17 protein-coding genes and 1 pseudogene are annotated in these 17823 nt (G+C 67.7%); 12 read left to right on the forward strand and 6 right to left on the reverse strand.

The annotated features are described in order from the left end of the window. Positions 1 to 163 precede the first annotated feature (163 nt). The 4 genes from AB0N05_RS01680 to AB0N05_RS01695 all read left to right on the forward strand — a co-directional run bounded on the left by AB0N05_RS01680 (position 164) and on the right by AB0N05_RS01695 (position 3698). Positions 164 to 1411 carry a hypothetical protein gene (locus AB0N05_RS01680; protein WP_364686103.1) on the forward strand — a complete coding sequence of 416 codons (1248 nt, stop codon included), beginning with the start codon at positions 164 to 166 and terminating at the stop codon, positions 1409 to 1411. Further along, positions 1408 to 1887, forward strand: a complete 480-nt coding sequence (locus AB0N05_RS01685; protein ID WP_364686106.1) for a hypothetical protein — start codon at positions 1408 to 1410, stop codon at positions 1885 to 1887. The genes AB0N05_RS01680 and AB0N05_RS01685 overlap by 4 nt, the downstream gene beginning before the upstream one ends. A gap of 81 nt (positions 1888 to 1968) precedes the next feature. After that, on the forward strand, positions 1969 to 2661 hold the full coding sequence (locus AB0N05_RS01690) for an NUDIX hydrolase (RefSeq protein ID WP_364686109.1): 693 nt from the start codon (positions 1969 to 1971) through the stop codon (positions 2659 to 2661). A 179-nt stretch (positions 2662 to 2840) separates the two neighbouring features. Next, positions 2841 to 3698, forward strand: coding sequence for a universal stress protein (locus AB0N05_RS01695; protein WP_364686112.1), 858 nt, complete (start codon positions 2841 to 2843; stop codon positions 3696 to 3698). Positions 3699 to 3733: 35 nt separating this feature from the next. Here the strand turns inward: AB0N05_RS01695 and AB0N05_RS01700 are convergent, their stop codons facing one another. The 3 genes and pseudogenes from AB0N05_RS01700 to AB0N05_RS01710 form a co-directional block, all read right to left on the reverse strand. Continuing rightward, positions 3734 to 4039 (reverse strand): sigma factor-like helix-turn-helix DNA-binding protein, encoded by a 306-nt coding sequence (locus tag AB0N05_RS01700; protein WP_364686115.1) that lies wholly within the window; start codon positions 4037 to 4039, stop codon positions 3734 to 3736. Between the two features lie 48 nt (positions 4040 to 4087). Continuing rightward, positions 4088 to 4198 (reverse strand): annotated as a pseudogene (locus AB0N05_RS01705) (sigma factor); the annotation flags it as partial. A gap of 23 nt (positions 4199 to 4221) precedes the next feature. After that, positions 4222 to 5610 carry an MFS transporter gene (locus AB0N05_RS01710; RefSeq protein ID WP_364686118.1) on the reverse strand — a complete coding sequence of 463 codons (1389 nt, stop codon included), beginning with the start codon at positions 5608 to 5610 and terminating at the stop codon, positions 4222 to 4224. Positions 5611 to 5702: 92 nt separating this feature from the next. On the opposite strand from AB0N05_RS01710, the gene AB0N05_RS01715 reads away from it, so the two are divergent. Then, positions 5703 to 6137: a helix-turn-helix domain-containing protein gene (locus tag AB0N05_RS01715; RefSeq protein ID WP_364686121.1), complete on the forward strand. Its 435-nt coding sequence runs from the start codon at positions 5703 to 5705 to the stop codon at positions 6135 to 6137. Between the two features lie 62 nt (positions 6138 to 6199). Beyond that, the gene (locus tag AB0N05_RS01720) at positions 6200 to 9562 is read left to right on the forward strand and encodes a BTAD domain-containing putative transcriptional regulator (protein WP_364686124.1); all 3363 of its coding nucleotides are present in this window, start codon (positions 6200 to 6202) and stop codon (positions 9560 to 9562) included. Here the strand turns inward: AB0N05_RS01720 and AB0N05_RS01725 are convergent, their stop codons facing one another. Beyond that, on the reverse strand, positions 9563 to 10291 hold the full coding sequence (locus tag AB0N05_RS01725) for an alpha/beta hydrolase (protein WP_364686127.1): 729 nt from the start codon (positions 10289 to 10291) through the stop codon (positions 9563 to 9565). A gap of 162 nt (positions 10292 to 10453) precedes the next feature. Here AB0N05_RS01725 and AB0N05_RS01730 point away from each other — a divergent pair, with 162 nt between their 5' ends. Then, on the forward strand, positions 10454 to 11104 hold the full coding sequence (locus AB0N05_RS01730; protein WP_364686130.1) for an SDR family oxidoreductase: 651 nt from the start codon (positions 10454 to 10456) through the stop codon (positions 11102 to 11104). 1 nt (position 11105) lies between these two features. On the opposite strand, the gene AB0N05_RS01735 is transcribed toward AB0N05_RS01730, so the two are convergent. Continuing rightward, positions 11106 to 12275 carry an ROK family transcriptional regulator gene (locus tag AB0N05_RS01735; RefSeq protein WP_364686132.1) on the reverse strand — a complete coding sequence of 390 codons (1170 nt, stop codon included), beginning with the start codon at positions 12273 to 12275 and terminating at the stop codon, positions 11106 to 11108. Between the two features lie 133 nt (positions 12276 to 12408). Between AB0N05_RS01735 and AB0N05_RS01740 the strand changes: the two genes are divergently transcribed. The 4 genes from AB0N05_RS01740 to AB0N05_RS01755 all read left to right on the forward strand — a co-directional run bounded on the left by AB0N05_RS01740 (position 12409) and on the right by AB0N05_RS01755 (position 16854). Further along, positions 12409 to 13878, forward strand: coding sequence for an APC family permease (locus tag AB0N05_RS01740; RefSeq protein WP_364686135.1), 1470 nt, complete (start codon positions 12409 to 12411; stop codon positions 13876 to 13878). 60 nt (positions 13879 to 13938) lie between these two features. Then, positions 13939 to 14904 carry an ROK family protein gene (locus tag AB0N05_RS01745; protein WP_364686142.1) on the forward strand — a complete coding sequence of 322 codons (966 nt, stop codon included), beginning with the start codon at positions 13939 to 13941 and terminating at the stop codon, positions 14902 to 14904. Then, complete coding sequence (locus AB0N05_RS01750) at positions 14901 to 15938, forward strand: SIS domain-containing protein (RefSeq protein ID WP_364686145.1); 1038 nt, start codon at positions 14901 to 14903, stop codon at positions 15936 to 15938. Before AB0N05_RS01745 ends, AB0N05_RS01750 begins: the two co-directional genes overlap by 4 nt. Positions 15939 to 16041: 103 nt before the next feature. Then, on the forward strand, positions 16042 to 16854 hold the full coding sequence (locus AB0N05_RS01755) for an inositol monophosphatase family protein (protein WP_364686148.1): 813 nt from the start codon (positions 16042 to 16044) through the stop codon (positions 16852 to 16854). On the opposite strand, the gene AB0N05_RS01760 is transcribed toward AB0N05_RS01755, so the two are convergent. Then, a complete protein-coding gene (locus tag AB0N05_RS01760) occupies positions 16847 to 17128 on the reverse strand; it encodes a Clp protease N-terminal domain-containing protein (protein ID WP_364686151.1) in 282 nt (93 codons plus the stop codon). The two genes, AB0N05_RS01755 and AB0N05_RS01760, sit on opposite strands and share 8 nt — an antisense overlap. A gap of 160 nt (positions 17129 to 17288) precedes the next feature. Here AB0N05_RS01760 and AB0N05_RS01765 point away from each other — a divergent pair, with 160 nt between their 5' ends. Beyond that, entirely contained in the window at positions 17289 to 17768 is a 480-nt protein-coding gene (locus AB0N05_RS01765; RefSeq protein ID WP_364686154.1) for a hypothetical protein, read from the forward strand. The last annotated feature ends 55 nt before the right edge of the window (positions 17769 to 17823 follow it).

Here is a 17823-nt window from a genome sequence, read left to right on the forward strand (position 1 = left end):
CTGCCGCCTGCGGCTGCTGCCGACTTCAAGGTTCGTCCGGAGCTTGCGAATGAGCGATGGCGTGCGATGGGGAAAGTACTGGGCAAACAAGGGTCGTGGCGGCGCGGCAAATCCGTGGAAGACCTATCCTCGGACAAGAGGTCCGACAGAGAGGCCGCATGCCGTGACCGGACGGAACAAGCTGCTCACGCAGGCTCGGTCGCGCATGGAGTCGCCCGGAGCGCCGGGTCAGCCGATGACTCGCCGCGAGTTGGCGGATGCCGTCAACGACCAGGTCTTCCGGGCCACCGGCAAGCGTGGCGCCGTCGATGAAAGACACGTCGGCAAGTGGGAGCGAGGCGAAACGACGTGGCCGAGAAGGCATTACCGCGCCGCCCTGCGCGCGGTCCTGAATATGGCGACCGATGCCGAGCTGGGCTTCGCCAAACCCCGCCGCACATCGGATGACGAGAGCGTGAACCGCAAGCAGTTCCTCTCCAGCGCACTCGTGGTGACCACGGGTGCGGTACTGGCGAATACGGCCCCGACCGAGTCCGAGCTGATCGACACCATGGCCGGGCCGACCTCCAACTATCGGCGGATGGAATCGTCGGTGCCGTCGGATCGGCTGGCTCCCGTGGTGGACGCGCACCTGAATCTGGTGGCCGGGATCGTCCGCGATCGACTGCGCACGTCGGGCGGATTCCGGGCGCTGTCCGAGATCGCCGGTCTGGCAGCCTGGTTGGCCGCCGATCGCGGTGATGACGCGGCCGCGCGCCGCCGCTATATCGAGGCCATCCGGCATGCCGAATGCACCCATCACCCCCTGCTGGTCTCGTACATGACGGCCAGCCTCGGCCATTACGCGGTCGAAATGGGCGATGCCAGAGCGGGTTTGACGCTCTTGCGCGCCGCCTCCGCCCAACTCGGCGCGGAAGCCCCGGACAGCGCCGCCGCCTGGCTGGCCTCGCTGCTCGCGGTCGCCTACGCCGCCACCGGTGACCGCACCGACGCCCTGGCCGCCCTGCGCCGGGCCGAACGCCTGGTGGATCGGCAACGCGGGGAACCGCAGTGGCCGTGGGTGTTCGCGTTCGACGGGCCGAAGGCCGCCCGCTATCAGGCCAGCGCCCTCACCCGCCTGGGCGATCATCGCGCCGCCCAGCTCGCCTTTAGAGCCGCGGATTCGGCGCTGACGGCGGAGAAGCCGCGCGCCCTGGCCAAGGTCGAGCACGCCCAGGTGCTGGCCCGTAGCGGTGATATCGAGGGCGGTTGCGCGCTGGCGGCCGAGGCGCTGACCGTCGGCCTCACCTATCACAGCGAGCGAATCACCCGCCTGGCCAGGACATTCCGTGCCGGACTGCCGCCGCGTACCGTCGAAGCCAGGGCATTGGACGGTGCCCTCGCCACCCTCTACGGACGAGACGATCGATGACGCGGGTCGCCATCACCGGGCATCGCGGACTACCGCCGCAGACGCTCGCGCTCGTCCTGCACGCCATGCACGCCGAGGTGTCCAAGCGCGCGGGCGCGGACCTGGTGGGCGTGAGTTGTCTTGCCGATGGCCCGGATTCGCTCTTCGCGCAGCTGGTGCTCGGCCATGGCGGCCGCTTGATCGCCATCGTCCCCGCCCGCGCCTACCGCGCCAGCCTGCCCGCCGACCATCATCAAACCTACGATGACCTGCTCGCCGCCGCCAGCGAGGTGATCGAATTGGACCGCGACGACTCCGATTCCCGCGCCCATCAGGCCGCCAGTCTCCGCATGCTGGATATCGCCGACGAACTCCTCGCGGTCTGGGACGGCCGCCCCGCCCGAGGGTATGGCGGCACCGCCGATGTGGTCGCGGCCGCCCGGCAACGCGCACTGCCGGTCACCGTGGTCTGGCCGCCCGGAGCCGAACGCCCTTGACCGATCCACCGCCCGCGACCGACCCGATACGCGAAGGTGGAACACATGCATGTCACGTCGATCGAGAACTGACCGAACCCCATGCGCGGCGACGGCAATGGCTGGTTTCGCGACCTCGAGGGCATTCCGCACTGGGGCCGCTACGGCGCGGCCGGGCTGCTGTTGCGCGCACCCCTGGACGAATCCAGCCGCACCGCGGTCCTTCTACAGCGGCGCGCCCGCGGCCGCCGCGACACCCGCGGCACCTGGACCATCCCCGGCGGAGCCCGCGACAGCCATGAATCCGCGGTCGAGGCCGCCGTGCGCGAGGCCTGGGAGGAAACTCGAATCTCCCCTCGCCAGATCATGATTCGCGCCGAACGCATCACCACCACCGCTTTGGGCGGCTGGACCTACACCACGGTCGTGGCCGACGCCCCCATTCCGCTCCCGACCGTCGCCGACCACGAAAGCGACGCCCTGCGCTGGATCCCCGAACCCGAAGTCACCGACCTCCCCCTGCACCCTGACTTCCGCGCCGCCTGGCCCCGCCTACGTGCCGAACCCCTCTACCTGGCCGACTCGGACACCCTCTGCAAAATCACCAACCCCCGCGAAATCACCCGCGTCCTCCCCCGCACGGTCGACCTCACCGCGCAAGGCTTCGCCTGGATCTACCGTTCGGGCGAACCGACCAGTCGCACTGCCCGCCTCACCGAGGGCCCGATCCCCTTCTACCAACGCCCCACCGAGGACCTCCTCCTGCGCCCGAATCAGCTGTTTGATCGGCTCTGATCCAGCGGGCTTGACTTCAACCCTTGTTGAGGTATGAGGATGGTCGGGCTGCCGTCGGCAGCGGCTCCACCCCGAGCACTCGGGCCGACCATCGGTCCGGGCCGTTCCCCGCCGAGTCCCACGTACACCCCTCGGCGGGGTACGGAACGCCCTCGGCGGCGACGCCGTAGGGTCGGGGTATGCCGAGCATTGAATCCGTTGTGGTCGCCGTGGACGAATCCGCCGGATCGGCGGTTGCCTGGGCGGCGCGTACCGCCGCACTGCATCACCGGCCCTTGCATCTGCTGCATGTGCTCGAGTTGACGCCCGATCTCGGGCTCGGGCTCGGGACGGCGCTGACCGAGGACGATTACGCGCTGTTCGAGGCGAGCGGGCAGTCGCTGCTCGATGCCGCGGAGCAGGTGGCCGCGAAGGCGGGCGGGGTGGAGATCACCACGGAGCTGGTGCACGGGGCGGTCGCTCCGACCCTGATCGATCGATCGCATCAGGCGTTCCTGTTGGTCGGTGGCGCGCGGGGGCTGGGAACGCTGCGGCGGGCGCTGCTCGGGTCGGTCAGTGCGGTGCTGGCGCGGCGGTCGCATTGCCCGCTGGCCATTGTGCGCGATGGCGTGGACGCACCCCCGGATCTGCATACCCGGCCGGTGCTGGTCGGCGTGGACGGGACGGCGGTGAGCGAACCGGCCGTGCGGGTGGCGTTCGAGGAGGCGTCGGCGCGCGGCGTGGATCTCATTGCGCTGCATGCCTGGAGCGGCTCGGATGGCAGTGAGTCCGACGATCCCGAGATGGACGCCCTCGACGACTATGTGCTCGCCGAGAGCCTGGCGGGCTGGCAGGAGCGCTATCCGAACGTCCGCATTCAGCGCGAGGTCGCCCACGAGCGCCCGGAACGCTCGCTGCTCGAATGGTCCAGGGGCGCGCAGCTGCTCGTGGTCGGCACGCGCGGGCGGGGCGGATTCGCCAGCCGGGTCTTCGGGTCCACCAGTCAGTCGCTGCTGCTCTCGGTGGACAGCCCGATCATGATCGTCGGCAACGCCTGAGCGAATAACCCCCGCGCGCAAGCCATCTCAGATCATCAGCGGCAGCCCGAAGAGGCGGAACAGATCGGGCTCGACGAATACGGTGATCCGCTCGATCCACTCGCCCCGCCCGCTGAGCACATCTCGGCCGTCTCGGCGGCGGACAGCGCGAGCACATCGCGCAGCAGCAACACCGCCCGCTGCCGGGCGGGCAGATATTGCAGTGCGGCAATGAAAGCGAGCCGGATACCGCTGCGCGCGACCACCACCCGAGCGGGGTCATCGGCCGAATCGCCCAGCAGCACATCGGGAATCGGTGCGATCCACGAGATCTCCGGATGCTTGGGCGGCGGGAAGACCACCTCCTCGGACAGGCCGATCAGCCCCGTCGGCAGTGCCCGCCGACCGCGCTGCTCGATCGCGGTCAGGCAGGCATTGGTGGCGATCCGGTACAGCCAGGTGCGCAGTGAGCCGCGTCGTTCGTCGTACCGGGCCGGAATCCAAGGTGGCTGTCCTTGGATTCCGGCCCGATGGCACTGTGGGCCTACGCCGGGACCGGGGCGACGACCGTTCGACGACTCCGGATCCCGAAGCCGATCGCGGCCACCAGCGTGCCCGCCAGCGCGGTTCCGGTAATGACGCCGAAGCCGTCATGCAGACCGGTGAGCAGTGCCGTCTCCGATCCGCCCGCGACGAGAACCGTTGACACCACCGCGATCACCATGGCCCCACCCAGTTCCCGGGATGTTTCGACCAGGCCCGAGGCTCCACCGAATCCGGCCTCGTGGACCTGTGCGAGCGCGGCGATCTGAACCGTGGGACCGAGAATGCCGACGGCCAGTCCCGCGCACAGTAGCGCGGGCAGGAAGTCGACCGCGAAGCTCGGATCGGCCGGTATGAAGGTGAGCAGCCCGGCCGCCACGCCCATGAGAAGCAAAGCGACTGTGAGCATTCGCCGTGCCCCGAATCGTTCGGCCAGCACCGCGCCGGTGAGCCCGGCGATCATGAAGGCGCTGATCGAGGTGATCAGCCAGACCAGCCCGGTCTTGGTGGCGGAGTAGCCGAGTTGCTGCTGCATGAGCAGCGTGGTCAGGAAGATGAAGGCGAAGAAGCTGCCGAAGCCGAACAGCGCGGTGAGATCGGCGACGATCATCGGGCGATTCCGGAGCAATTCGCGCGAGACGAGCGGTTTGGCCGTGCGCTGCTCCGACCGGACGAACGCGGCGAGCAGGGCCAAGGCCACCGCGGACAGCGTGAGGGTCGAGGTGGCGGTCCAGCCGTCCTCGACCCCGCGATTCAGTGCGTACAGCCCGAGCATGAGTCCGCCGGTCGCGGCGAGCGCGCTGCGGGGGTCGAAGCCCGCGCCCGCCCGATCGCCCCGATCATCGCGCAGCAGAACGAAACTCGCGGCCACGAGCAGCACGCCGATCGGGACATTCACGTAGAAGATCCAGCGCCAGCCCGGGCCATCGGTCAGCAGTCCGCCCGCCAGCACGCCGACCGAGGCCGCGCCGCCGCCCGTCGCGCCGTAGACGCCGAGCGCCGAATTGCGTTGCTTCAGTTCGGTGAAGGTGGCGGCGACCACCGCCAGGGCCGAGGGCGCGATGAGCGCCGCGCCCACGCCCTGTGCCGCGCGGGAGGCGATCAGGGCGGCGGTCGTATCGGCGAACCCGGCGGTCAGTGAGGCGAGGGTGAAGATGGTGATTCCGGCTTGGAGTACGCGGCGGCGACCCCAGATATCGCCGAGTCTTCCGGCCAGTAGCAGTAATCCGCCGAAGGGGAGGCCGTAGGCGATGACGACCCATTGCAGGGTGCCCTCGCCGAGTCCCAGGTCGGCCTTCATGCCCGGTAGGGCGACATTGACGATGGCCAGATCGACCACGGTGATGAACGATGCGATGCAGGCCAGCGCGAGCACCCAATATCGATTCATGGGTTTGACTTTCTCTAGTCAACTTGCAATTTGCAAGTAAAACCGTAACTCGAGCACTTGCAAGATGCAAGTGGTATCGATAGAGTGGATCCATGCCAGAGTCGCCATCCCTGCGTTCGGATTGCCCGTTCAACTACATGACCGAGATCCTCGGCGACAAGTGGAGCTTGCTGATCATTCGCGACATGATCCTGGCTGGTAAGTCCACCTACGGGGAGTTCGCGGCGTCCGAGGAAGGGATCTCCACCAATATCCTGGCCAGCAGGCTGCGACATCTCGAAGACGTGGGACTGATCAGTCGATCACTGGATCCGACGAACCACTCGAAGTACGTTTACGGCCCGACCGAGCGCAGTGTGGATCTGGTACCGATGCTCGTCGACATAATGCTGTGGTCTGCTAAATACCGACCCATTCCCGAGGATAAAAAAGATCTCGTGGCACAGGCATTGCGGGACAGGGAAAAATTGATCACTGATATTCAAGAAATGGCCCGCGCCCGCGTCTCACTGCATCCCGGTCTGTAGCCTTCTACCCCTGTCCGTCCGGTGTCGAGAAGGTGCCGGTGTCGAGAAGGTGTGGAGTACAGATGGTTCAGCCTGGAGCAGTCGAGGTGACGCTGCTCAACGGGGTCGAGGTACGCCGGGACGGGCACGTGGAACCATTGGGACCACCCCAGCGCCGGGCGGTGCTGTGCGCGCTGGCCTTGCGCCGACGCCAGTGGATCTCGGCGGCCGGACTGCTGGACGCGCTGTACGAGGACGCGCTCCCGGCCAGCGGCATAGGCGTGATCCAAACCCACATCTCGGCGCTGCGCCGCGTGCTGGAACCCGATCGGACGCCGCGCACGCCGCCGACCGTACTGCTGTCCGGGCACGGCGGTTATCAGCTGCGCATCGATGAGGACCAGCTCGATGTGGGCGTTTTCGATCGACTCGTGGGCGAGGCCGCGCGGGCCAGGCAGGCGCGCGACTGGGAGGGTGCCGAGCGCTCGTATGCCGAGGCGCTGGCCCTGTATTCGGGCGAACCCCTGGCCGGAGTGCCGGGGCCGTTCGCCGAATCGCAGCGGGCCGCGCTGTCCGAGCGCAGGCTCGCGGTGCTGGAGGACAGTCTGGATATCGCCGTGCTGCGCGGTCGCACCGATGCGGCGATCGACAGCCTGCGCATGCTGATCGCGGAATATCCCCTGCGGGAACGGCCACGCGCGGCATTGATGCGCGCGCTCGCCGACGGCGGCCGCCGCTCCGAGGCCCTGGATGTGTACCGCGATACCCGCCGCGTGCTGGTCGGACAGCTGGGCGTCGAGCCCGGCGCGGAACTGCGCCGCTTGCAGGAGCAGATCCTCAGCGGAGCCGAGCCTGCGGACCGTCCCCGGAGCAAGGCTCTCGACCGCGGCCCGAACCCGGTTGCGCCGGAATCCGATTCGATGCCGCCCAAGGACGATTTGGCACTCCCCCAGGACGATTCGGCGCTGCCACTGGTATTCGACCGAGAGCAGGAACTGGCCCGGATCGCCGCGTGCGCGCGCCGCGCGGCGACCGGGGTGGGCGGCATGGTGGTCATCACCGGTCGCCCGGGATATGGAAAGACGCAGCTGCTCAATGAGGTTGCCCGCGAACATCGCCACGCACTGCGGGTGGATCTGACCTCACCGTCCGGCGATCAGGACCTGGTCGGACTGCTGCTGGAGCGGCTCGGTGACCGTGATTCGCTGAGCGACAACGAAATAACTGCCGGAGATCGGCTCTACGCGGCTCTCGCCGGGCAGTCCGCGCGGCGGCCGCTGGTGCTGCTGATCGACGACGCCACGCGCATGGACGATCGTTCCGCACGAATTCTGTCTTCCCTCGCACCGCGATTGCGGGGCCTGCCGGTGCTGATCGTGCTCACCCTCGATGAAAGATCCTGGGACCGGCCGGTACTCAACCTGCACGCCACACTCGAACCGGCCGCGGCGGCCGTGCTGCGACCGGGCGGCCTGAGCGAGGCCGCCATCGCCGGACTCTACGAGCGCCGCATCGGCAAGCCCTGCCCGCCCGGGCTCGCGGCGGAAATCCAGCGCGCCACGGGCGAAATACCGCTCGTGGCGGGCGCGCTCATCACCGATCTGGCCACGCTCCGGGACGGCTCACATGTCCCGGACCGGCTCCCCGAGGGCTGCTATTCGCGATCGATCCAACGCCAGCTCGGCCGGTACTCGGCGGCCGGAGTGCGCATGCTGAAGGCGCTGGCCGTGCTGCACGAGTTCGGCCCGACCGCGGATATCCTGGCCGCGGCCTGCGGTGAGAACGTCGCGGTGGTGCGGCACCGCTGCGAATTGCTCGCAACGGTGGGCATTCTCGCCGCGGCCGATCCACCCCGGTTCCGCCATCCACTGTTGGCCAACACCATTCGCTGGCTCTGCCCCGGCGTGGAAGCCGCCGAATTCCGGACGGCTGCCGCGGCCCAGGCCCGCGCCGCCGGGTATTCGGCGCGACAGGTGGCCGCCTATCTCCAGGATTTGAGCGGCGATCGGTACGCCCCGTGGACGGTGGTCCTGATCGACGCCGCCGAAGAATGCCTGCGCCGCAACCTGATTCCCGAAGCGGTGCGCTGGCTGGAAACGGCTCTGCGCATCTGCACACCGGAGGATCGCGACGATCTGCTGTGCAGGCTCGGCCAATTGGAGTTGTGGACCAACCCCGCCGCCGCCCGCGCCCACCTGAGCGAGGCACTGCGCAGTCAGCGCGCCCGGGCCGTCGCGCCCACCGCGCTCATCCCGCTGGCGTGGACATTGGCGACACGTCGCGAAGCGGTGGCGGCCATGGCCTTGGTGAAGCAGGTGCTCGCGGAGACCGAAGGCCGGGATCCGGTGGCCGCCCACACCATTCGCGCCTCCGAGTGGATGGTGGCCGCGCTGACCGCCCCGACCTGGCGCGACTACACCGCGGACCTGCGCGCCGGTGGGGTGACCGACCGGATAACCACCGCGGTACTCACCTGGGACCAGGTCTACGGCACCCAGATCGACGCGCGCACCGCGGTCGAGCGGCTGGCGCTCGACCGCATTGCCAATCACGTGGACACCCCGCCCAGGCAGCTCTACGGCATGCTGGCCATTCTGAGCATGTGGGCCGGGGACCTGACCACCGCCTTGCAGCTCAGCGATCGGGGCGGCGACCAGCATTTCGGCACCATCGACACCTACCGTCTCATTATCCGGGTGGAGGTGCTGTTGCGCGGGGGCGCATTCGAGCAGGTGCTGCGGGAGGTCAGCGCGGTGGTCGGCGAGATCGACGATGAATTGCTCACGCCCCCCGCCACTCTGCTGGTCCAGTACGCGGAGGCGCTGCTCGCGCTCGGGCGCGTGGACGAGGCCGAGCAGTGGCTGGACCGCGCCATGGCCACCGCCGATCCCGAGACGTGGGAGATGACGGTGGCCCTTCGGGTTCGCGGCATGCTGTCCGCCGCACGCGGATTCACGCGTGAGGCGATCGCCCATTATCTGGACTGCGGGCGGCGGGTCGGGGCGGCGGGCACCACCAACCCCGCCAATCTGCCGTGGCGCAGTATGGCGGCGCTGGAACTCCTGCGGCTGGGCGAGCGTGAGCGCGCCCGCGAGCTGGCCGCCGCCGAGCTCGTGCTCGCGGAGCGCTGGAACAGTCCGCAGGCACTCGGAAGAACCATGCGCGCAATGGCATTGGCGGCCCCCGGCGGGACCGACCTGGACCTCCTGGAACGTGCGGTCGATCGGCTCCGTACCGCCGAGTCACCGGTGGAACTGATTCCGGCGCTGCTGGATCTCGCACAGGCGTGCGGCGATCCCGAGCGGGCGCGGAGTCTGCTGTGGGAGGCCCGCACCCTCGCCGAATCGATCTCGGCCGCAGGGTATCTCGACTCGATCGACGGGTTGGTGCACCGCCTCACCCCCGGGTCCGACCCCATTGTCGCCGGACAGCGGGGCAGCGACTGATCAGATGTTCCGGGCCGCCCGCACGATGAGGTCGGCGATCTCGGCGGGCTTACTCAGCATGGACGCGTGCCCGGCGGCCAGTTCGACAATGCGCTCGTCCTCGGTGATCCGGGCGGCCAGCTGGCGCTCCAGATCCGGGTGGATCATGGCGTCCTCGGTGGACACCTGGTACCAGGTGTTGGCGCGCAGCCGTTCCCAGGCGGGCGTCTTGTCACCGGCACCGGCCAGCGACAGGACCGAGGTGGGCTTCTGGACGGCGGCCAGGACGGCGGCCTCGGCGGCGGTCAGGTCAGCGGCGAAGTCCGTGTGGAAGCGGGCCCTGTCGACAAGGAAGTCGGGGGCGTCCTCGGCACCGATATTGATCAGGTCCGCGCCGCTGGGCAGCTGGACACCGAATTCCTGATTGATCGAGAAGGCCGACTCCCCGGCCTTCGGCGCGTAGGCGGCCACGTAGACGAGACCCGCGACCTGCGGCTGGTCGGCACCGGCCTGGCTGATCACCGCGCCACCGTAGGAGTGCCCGGCCAGAATGGTCGGGCCGTCGAGCAGGGCGAGGTCGCGCCTCACCGTGGCCACGTCGTCGTCGAAGTTGCGCAGGCCCAGCTGGCTGGCGACCACGGTGCCGAAGCCCTCGGCATGCAGGATCTCGATCACCTTGCTCCAGCTGGAGCCGTCGGCCCACGCGCCGTGTACGAGAAGCACATTCGGGGTGGCATTGCTGTCGGTCATTGATCTCTCCTCCGGTTCAGCGGCTGTTCCGCGTTCGGACAGACCATGCGACCGGCGACTCAAAGACCGCTGAACGCCCGCAGAACGCCCAGCTCACGCGCTACGCCTGTCCCATCGACTACGTTCGTTGGGAGACCTTTGCCGCAACGGAGGACGGTTCACATGACACGAGTCGCCATTATCGGAGGCCACGGGAAGATCGCGCTGCGGTTGGCGCGACTGCTCACCGGCGAGGGGTATGAAGTCAGCTCCCTGTTCCGCAATCCCGATCATGTCGACGAGGTCGCGGCGACCGGTGCGACGCCGGTGGTCGCCGATATCGAGAATCTCTCGACGGAGAAGATCGCGGATCTGATCACCGGACACGATGCTGTTGTGTTCTCGGCGGGCGCGGGTGGCGGGAACCCGGCGCGCACCTATGCGGTCGATCGTGACGCGGCCGAGCGCAGCATCGATGCGGCTACCGCGGCCGGGGTGCGGCGGTTCCTCTTGGTGTCGTATTTCGGGGCGCGCACGGATCATGGTGTGCCCCCGGATAATTCGTTCTTCCACTACGCGGAGGCGAAGGCGGCGGCCGACGCCTATCTCCGCAAGAGCTCGCTCGATTGGACCATCGTCGCACCGTCGTCGCTGACCCTCGGCCCGGCTACCGGCCTTATCGAGACGGCGGCGCAGGGAGCCGGGAGCGGATCGGTGAGCCGCGATGATGTCGCGAGCGTCATTGCGGCCATTCTCGATCAACCGGCCACCATCGGGCGGATGATCCAATTCAATTCCGGCGCAACGCCGATCGATCAGGCCATCCTCGCCTGAATCATCGGCGGCCGAAGACCTGCGGTCTGGCGATCCGCAAGGCGGTGGCTATCGCGCCCAGAAGTACTGCGTCATCACCCAATTCGCTGGATGCGACGGTGGGGCGCAGCGGCGTCGAGCGTTGCAGGGCCGCGCGGACCTGATCGAGCAGCAGGTCGGAGCTGTGGCCCAGCCCGCCGCCGAGCACGATCACATCCGGATCGAGTACGGCGGTGACCGCGGCGACGACCAGGGCGACGCGCTCACCTTCCTGACGCACCACATCGGCCGCGATCGGGTCACCGGCTCGGGCGGCCTCGAAGACGCGTTTGGCGGTGAGCCTGCCGGTCATCCCGCGGTCCTTCGCGGCCCGGACGACGGCCTCGGCCGACACCGCCTCCTCCAAGGCTCCGCGCCGGTGGCTTTCGGCCTTCGGCGCACCGAAAGTCGCTGGGAGGAAACCGACTTCGCCCGCCGCGCCGTGCGCTCCGGTGAACAGTTCGCCCTGCGAGACGATGCCGACGCCGAGGCCGGTGCCGAGTAGCACATAGACGAACAGGCGGCTGCCGCGGCCGACGCCGAACTCGTATTCGCCGAGCGCCGCGAGATTGGCGTCATTGTGCATGGACAGTTCCAGGCCGCCGAGCCGTTTGCCGATGTCACCGAGGAGTCCGGCGCGACCCCAGCCGGGCAGGTTCACGGCGAAATGGACGCGCCCGTCCTCGGGGTCGAAGACGCCCGGGCTGCCCAGGGCCACGTGCACCACTTGGTCGGCGGCCACCTCGGCGGTGGCCAGCACCTGATCGGCGGCCTGGGTCGCCACCTCGGCGACGGCCGCCGCGGTGCGCGCTCTGTTGGCAATGTCGTTGCGGGCGAGCACCTTTCCCGACAGGTCGGCGACCGCCGCGCGCACCCGGGTGCGGCCGATATCGATGCCCAGCACGTAGCCCGCGGTGGGATCGGGCTCGTACAGGACGGCGGTGCGCCCGCGCTCGGACGCGACCGTGCCGACCTCGCGGACCAGTCCATTGCTCTGCAGCGCGGCAAGGGCGCTGGACACGGTCGGCTTGGAAAGTCCGGTGTCCCTGGCGAGTTGGGCGCGGCTGGATGGACCCTCGTTACGCAGGTGCTCCAGCAATAGCCACTCATTGTTGCTGCGCAGGCGTTGCCGGTTCCAGGGGAGTTCGTCCATCGCCTTCCGTTCTACCTCGGGTCGTGCTGCCAACTCTAGGCATACGAATCTTGATTACCTCTTGACGGCAATAGTAAAGGAACTTAACTTTACTAAACCAATCCGCTCCGCATTCGCTCCACCGGAGGAAGCCATGACCGGCCCTCAACGACTCCCCCGAAAAATCGGGCTCTTCCAAGCCACCGCCATCAATATGAGCCAGATGGTCGGCATCGGCCCGTTCGTCACCATTCCGCTCATGGTCGCCGCCTTCGGCGGACCGCACGCCGTCATCGGCTTCCTAGCCGGGGCCGTACTGGCCCTGGTCGACGGGCTGATCTGGGCCGAACTGGGTGCCGCCATGCCCGGCGCGGGCGGCACCTACGTCTATCTACGCGAGGCATTCCAATACCGGACCGGGCGGCTCATGCCGTTCCTGTTCGTCTGGACCGCAATGCTTTTCATTCCCCTGATCATGTCCACCGGCGTGCAGGGGCTGGTGCAATACCTGACCTATCTGTGGCCGTCCATGACCACCGGGCAGGGCGATATCGTCGGTATCGCCGTGGTCGCACTGGCCGTGCTGCTGCTGTGGCGCAAGGTGGAGAGCATCGGCAAGCTCGCCGTCGTCATGTGGACGGTCATGCTGATCTCGGTCACCGCCGTCATCCTGGCCGCGTTCACGCACTTCGATGCGGATATGGCCTTCACCTGGCCCGATCACGCGATCGATCTGGGTAGCAATACCTTCTGGCTCGGGTTCGCCTCCGGGCTGACCATCGGCATCTACGACTACCTCGGCTACAACACCACCGCGTATCTCGGCGCGGAGATCAAGAATCCGGGGCGGGTGCTGCCGCGCTCCATCGTGTACGCGATCGGCGCGGTCATGGTCGTCTACCTGCTCATGCAGATCGGCGTGCTGGGCGTGATCAAGTGGCAGGACATGACCGACCCGGACAATATAGCCGCGCAGTCGGTGGCTTCGGCGGTGCTGGAGACCACCATGGGTAAGAGCGCGGCGCAGGTCGTGACCGTGCTGATTCTGATCACCGCGTTCGCCTCGGTGCTGGCCGGGCTACTCGGGGGTTCCCGGGTGCCGTTCGATGCCGCGCACGATCGAGTGTTCTTCCGTTCCTTCGGGAAACTGCATCCGCGGCATCGGTTCCCGATGCTCGGGCTGGCGGCCATGGGTGTGGTCACCGCGGGTGGGTTCCTGCTGGCTCGCCATATCGGGACCAGCGCCACGCATCCGCCACTCGCGGTTTTGATTTCGCTGCTGACCACGGTGATGGTGATCGTGCAGTCCTTCGCGCAGATCGCGGCGGTTGTGGTGCTGCGCCGCAGGCAGCCGAATCTGACGCGGCCGTACAAGATGCTGCTGTACCCACTGCCACTGGTGCTTGCCGGGATCGGATGGCTGGTCATCTACGGGTATGCCGATAAGGCGAATCCGGGAGTCCATCCCATCGAATGGTCGCTGGCGTGGGTCGGTTTGGGCGTGGTCGCCTACCTGATCTGGGCGCGGTTCGAGAAGGTCTGGCCGTTCGGGCCCAAGGAAGTCCGAGAGGAGTACCTGCACACGGAGAGCGCCGAGCCCGATACCGACGTCGTCGTAAGCTGATCCGTTCATTCGGTCCGGGCGAGCCACCCTCGCCCGGTCCGACGATTCCGAGGACATGAATTGCCTTACACAGCAGGTGGATTCGCCGTGATCGGCATCGATTTCGGTGGGACGAAGACCGAGGTGGCGCTCGCCGATCAGCGGGGTGTGGTGCTGGAACGGGAACGCTTGGAGACTCGCACCGAGCTCGGGCCCGACGATATTCTCTCTCGCACAGCACAATCCGTTCGACGGCTGGAGCAGGCCGGGCGTGAGGGGCACGGCCTGCCGGTCGCCGGGTGGGCGGCGGTGTGCCCGGGCATTATTCGGCCCGATGGCATTCAGCTCACTCCGAACTTGCCGGGATGGGAGCAGTTGGCCCTATCTTCCCGTCTGGCAACGGAATTCGGTGTGCCCGAGGTTCGGGTGGCCAATGATGTCCGGGCCGCGGCAATGGCCGAGGTCAGATTCGGCGCGCTGCGCGGCGTCGATACCGGGATCTATGTCAGTCTCGGCACCGGCATCGCGGCCGCGCTGATCGTCGGCGGCCAGGTGATTCCCGGGGCGCATCATGCCGCCGGGGAGATCGCGTACATGAATCCCGGCACCGCACCGGTCGGAGCCGTCGCGCAGGGCCGCGCTCCCCTGGAAGAGCTGGTCGCCGGTCGCGGCCTGGCCGAGCGCGCGTCCGCCGTGCTCGGCACGAAAGTGACCAGCGCCCAACTATTCCGGCGCACCGACCCCGACGCGCAGCTGCTCGTGCGCCACACCCTGGAGTCGCTCGCCACCGCCCTGGCGAATCTCGCGGTCTTCGTCGACCCGGAACGAATCGTGCTCGGCGGCGGCATGATGACCGCCGCCGACACGATCCTCCCCACCCTCACCGACCTGGTCGCCGCCGCCACCCCCTTCCCACCCGAATTCCGCCCCGCCCACTTCCTGGCCGACGCCTCCCTGCACGGCGCGATCACCCTCGCCCTCGACGCCGTCCGCACCGAAACCACCACGCCCCCACCCCGATTGACCATCTCCGGAGGACCCCGATGACCGTCGCTGCACTCGGCACGCTGATGGAATCCGAAATGCGCGAACAGCCCTACGTCTTGGCCGCCCTGGCCGACCGCTTCACCGCCATCGGCTCCGAAGTCGCCGCCCTCTTCCACACCCAACCCCCCGCCGGTGTCGCCTTCCTGGCCCGCGGCTCCTCCGACAATGCCGCCCTACTCGGCCGCTACGCCATAGAACTCCACACCGGTCTCCCCACCTGCCTGGTAGCCCCCAGCCTCGCCACCGCCTACGGCCGCGAACCCACCGGCTTCCGCAACTGGCTCCTCATAGCCCTCTCCCAATCCGGCCACACCCCCGAAATAGTCGACCTCACCCATCGCTACGCCGCCGCCGGAGCCCGGGTAGTAGCCGTCACCAACGCCCCCGACTCCCCCCTGTCCAACGCGGCCCACTACACGGTCCCCCTCGACGCCGGTCCCGAATTAGCCGTCCCCGCAACCAAAACCGTAACCGCCCAAATGCTGGCCGTACTCGCCCTAGCGGCTGGACTCGCCCCCAACGGCATGTCCGCCCGCGAGGCCGCCGAACTCCCCTCCGCCGCAGCCCATCTCCTGGACTACCCCACCGGCGTGGACGCGGCCGCCCACCTCCTGTCCACCGTCGATCGCGCGGCGGTTGTCGGCCGAAGTGCGTGCTACCCGGCCGCATTGGAGACAGCCCTGAAGCTCCAGGAAACCACGGGCCTACTAGCCCACGGCTTCTCCACCGCCGACTTCCGCCACGGCCCGATAGCAGTAACCGGCCCCACTACCCCCACTGTCCTGCTGGCAGGCTCCGGCCCCGCCGACACCGACACCCTGAACCTCCGCGCCACCCTGAAGTCCCGCCGGTCCCCAATCATCCTGGCAGGCACATCAATCAACGCAGACCTCCCCTGGCCACCCCAAGCCCACCTAGCCGACTGCCTCCTAGCCACCATCCGAGGCCAACAACTAGCCCTATCCCTCTCCCGCCACCTAGCCCTGAACCCCGACCACCCCACCGGCCTCCACAAGGTCACCCTCACCCACTGACCCGCCGGCACAATCGAGTGTTCACTGGCACAGCACCCTTCTCGGCGAATGCCTGCACCAGTGAACAATGGCCGGGAAGTGAGCGGGACAGTAGGGTGCCGACGTGGACGAGACTGACGCAGCGGTGGCCATTCGGGCGGCGCAAGCCGCGAGTGGTGTTATCCGGTCGGGCTTCCGGACCCCGGTGACCCGCTATGCGAAGGGGCACAACGATTTCGCGACCAGCGTGGATATCGCCGCGGAGCGCACCATTCTTGCGGTGATCGGCGCAGCCCGTCCGGACGACCGGTTCATCGCCGAGGAGTCCGGGGACACCGGTGAAGAGAAATCGGATCGCGCGTGGTTGATCGACCCACTCTGTGGAACCCGGAATTTCGCGGCGGGCACACCACATCTGGCAGTGAATATCGGCACGCGAATCGGGGCTTCGGTCACGTCAGCTGTGGTTGCCGATCCGTTTGCCGGGGAAGTGTTCTGGACCGATGGTGGGAGCGCCTGGCTGCGCCGGGACGGCCAGGACCAGCCGTTGGTGCCCGATCCCGGCAGTCGGCTGGTGGAGGTCAACCTCGACTACTGGGTCCCGGGCGAGGGTGGGTTCGAGCCCACACGCCTACTCGGAGACCGAAAGTTCAATGCCGCTTTCAGCCCTCGCGTACTGTCGACCACTCTCGCGGTGGCGTGGGTCGCGGCCGGGCGTCGCGCAGCATACGTTTCGGATGGCGACCTACGTGACAGTGTGCATTTCGCGAGTGGAATCGCCTTGTGCCGAGCCGCAGGATGCGTCGTCACGGGTCTGATCGGCCAGCCGATCGATACGGCACCCTATGGCCTGGTAGCCGCCGCCGACACAGAAACTCACGCCGCGCTGGTCGAAATCATTGCCGCTCAGCTGGAAAACGAATCCTTCATCAATTGAAGTCGCTGCCGGACAGATCCGGCACGCTCGCCATGAGGCGAGCGAATACGACGCCCGGATCCAATCCCATCGCCCGAAGTTGATCGCTCGGGATTGTGGTCGGGTCGACCAACATCGTCAGCAACAAATGCTCGACCCCCATGCGGTCCGTACCGTGGGCTCGCGCCAACCGCACCGCAGCGCCGAGCAACTCCCACATGCGATGGCCGAGAACTATGGGCGACTGAGGTTCTGGCGTCGGCAGCCAGCTGCAGTCGTCAGGATCCCCGCTCATCGACGGCCCTGTCGATAGTGGAAAGGACAGCTTCGGATCGGGTCCGCGTGAAGCTGCTGGAGATATATGCGAGGACAGAGCATCTCGCGAACGTGCGGGTCGTCGATGAACTTCGGGACAGGATGCGCCCGTTGGTCGCGAACCCGGTATAGAAGTGGGCATGACTCGCATCGGCGTCACCGGGCACATGAACATCACCGAGGACACGGTCCCGCTGGTGTACGACGAGGTCGCCACGATTTTGGCGCAAGTGGAGAGTGTGGATCTCGTTGGGATCAGCTGCATCGCCCGTGGCGCGGATAGCGTGTTCGCGCAGGCCGTTCTGGATGCAGGCGGCCGACTCGAGGTCGTTCTGCCGTCGCGGAACTACCGCGAACGGAAGGTGAAGCCCGATCACGCCGAGCAGTTCGATCGACTGCTGCGTCACGCCGATGCAGTACACGTGATGGACTTCGACGACGCTGGACGCGAAGCGTACGAGGTGGCGAATGAGGCCCTGGTGGGGTTGTCCGACAAGTTGATCGCGGTGTGGGACAGCAGGCCCGGTGAGAAGGGCGGCACCGGCACGGTCGTCGAGTTGGCTCGGGAGAAGGGCGTCCCGGTTGAGATCGTGTGGCCCGACGGCGCTTCGCGAGGCTGACGACGGCCAGCTGCGGATCTGCCCACGGCCGACGAGTTCTGTCGACAGTTCGATG

The sequence above is a fragment of the Nocardia sp. NPDC051030 genome (genome assembly GCF_040683015.1).
Classification (GTDB): Bacteria; Actinomycetota; Actinomycetes; order Mycobacteriales; family Mycobacteriaceae; genus Nocardia.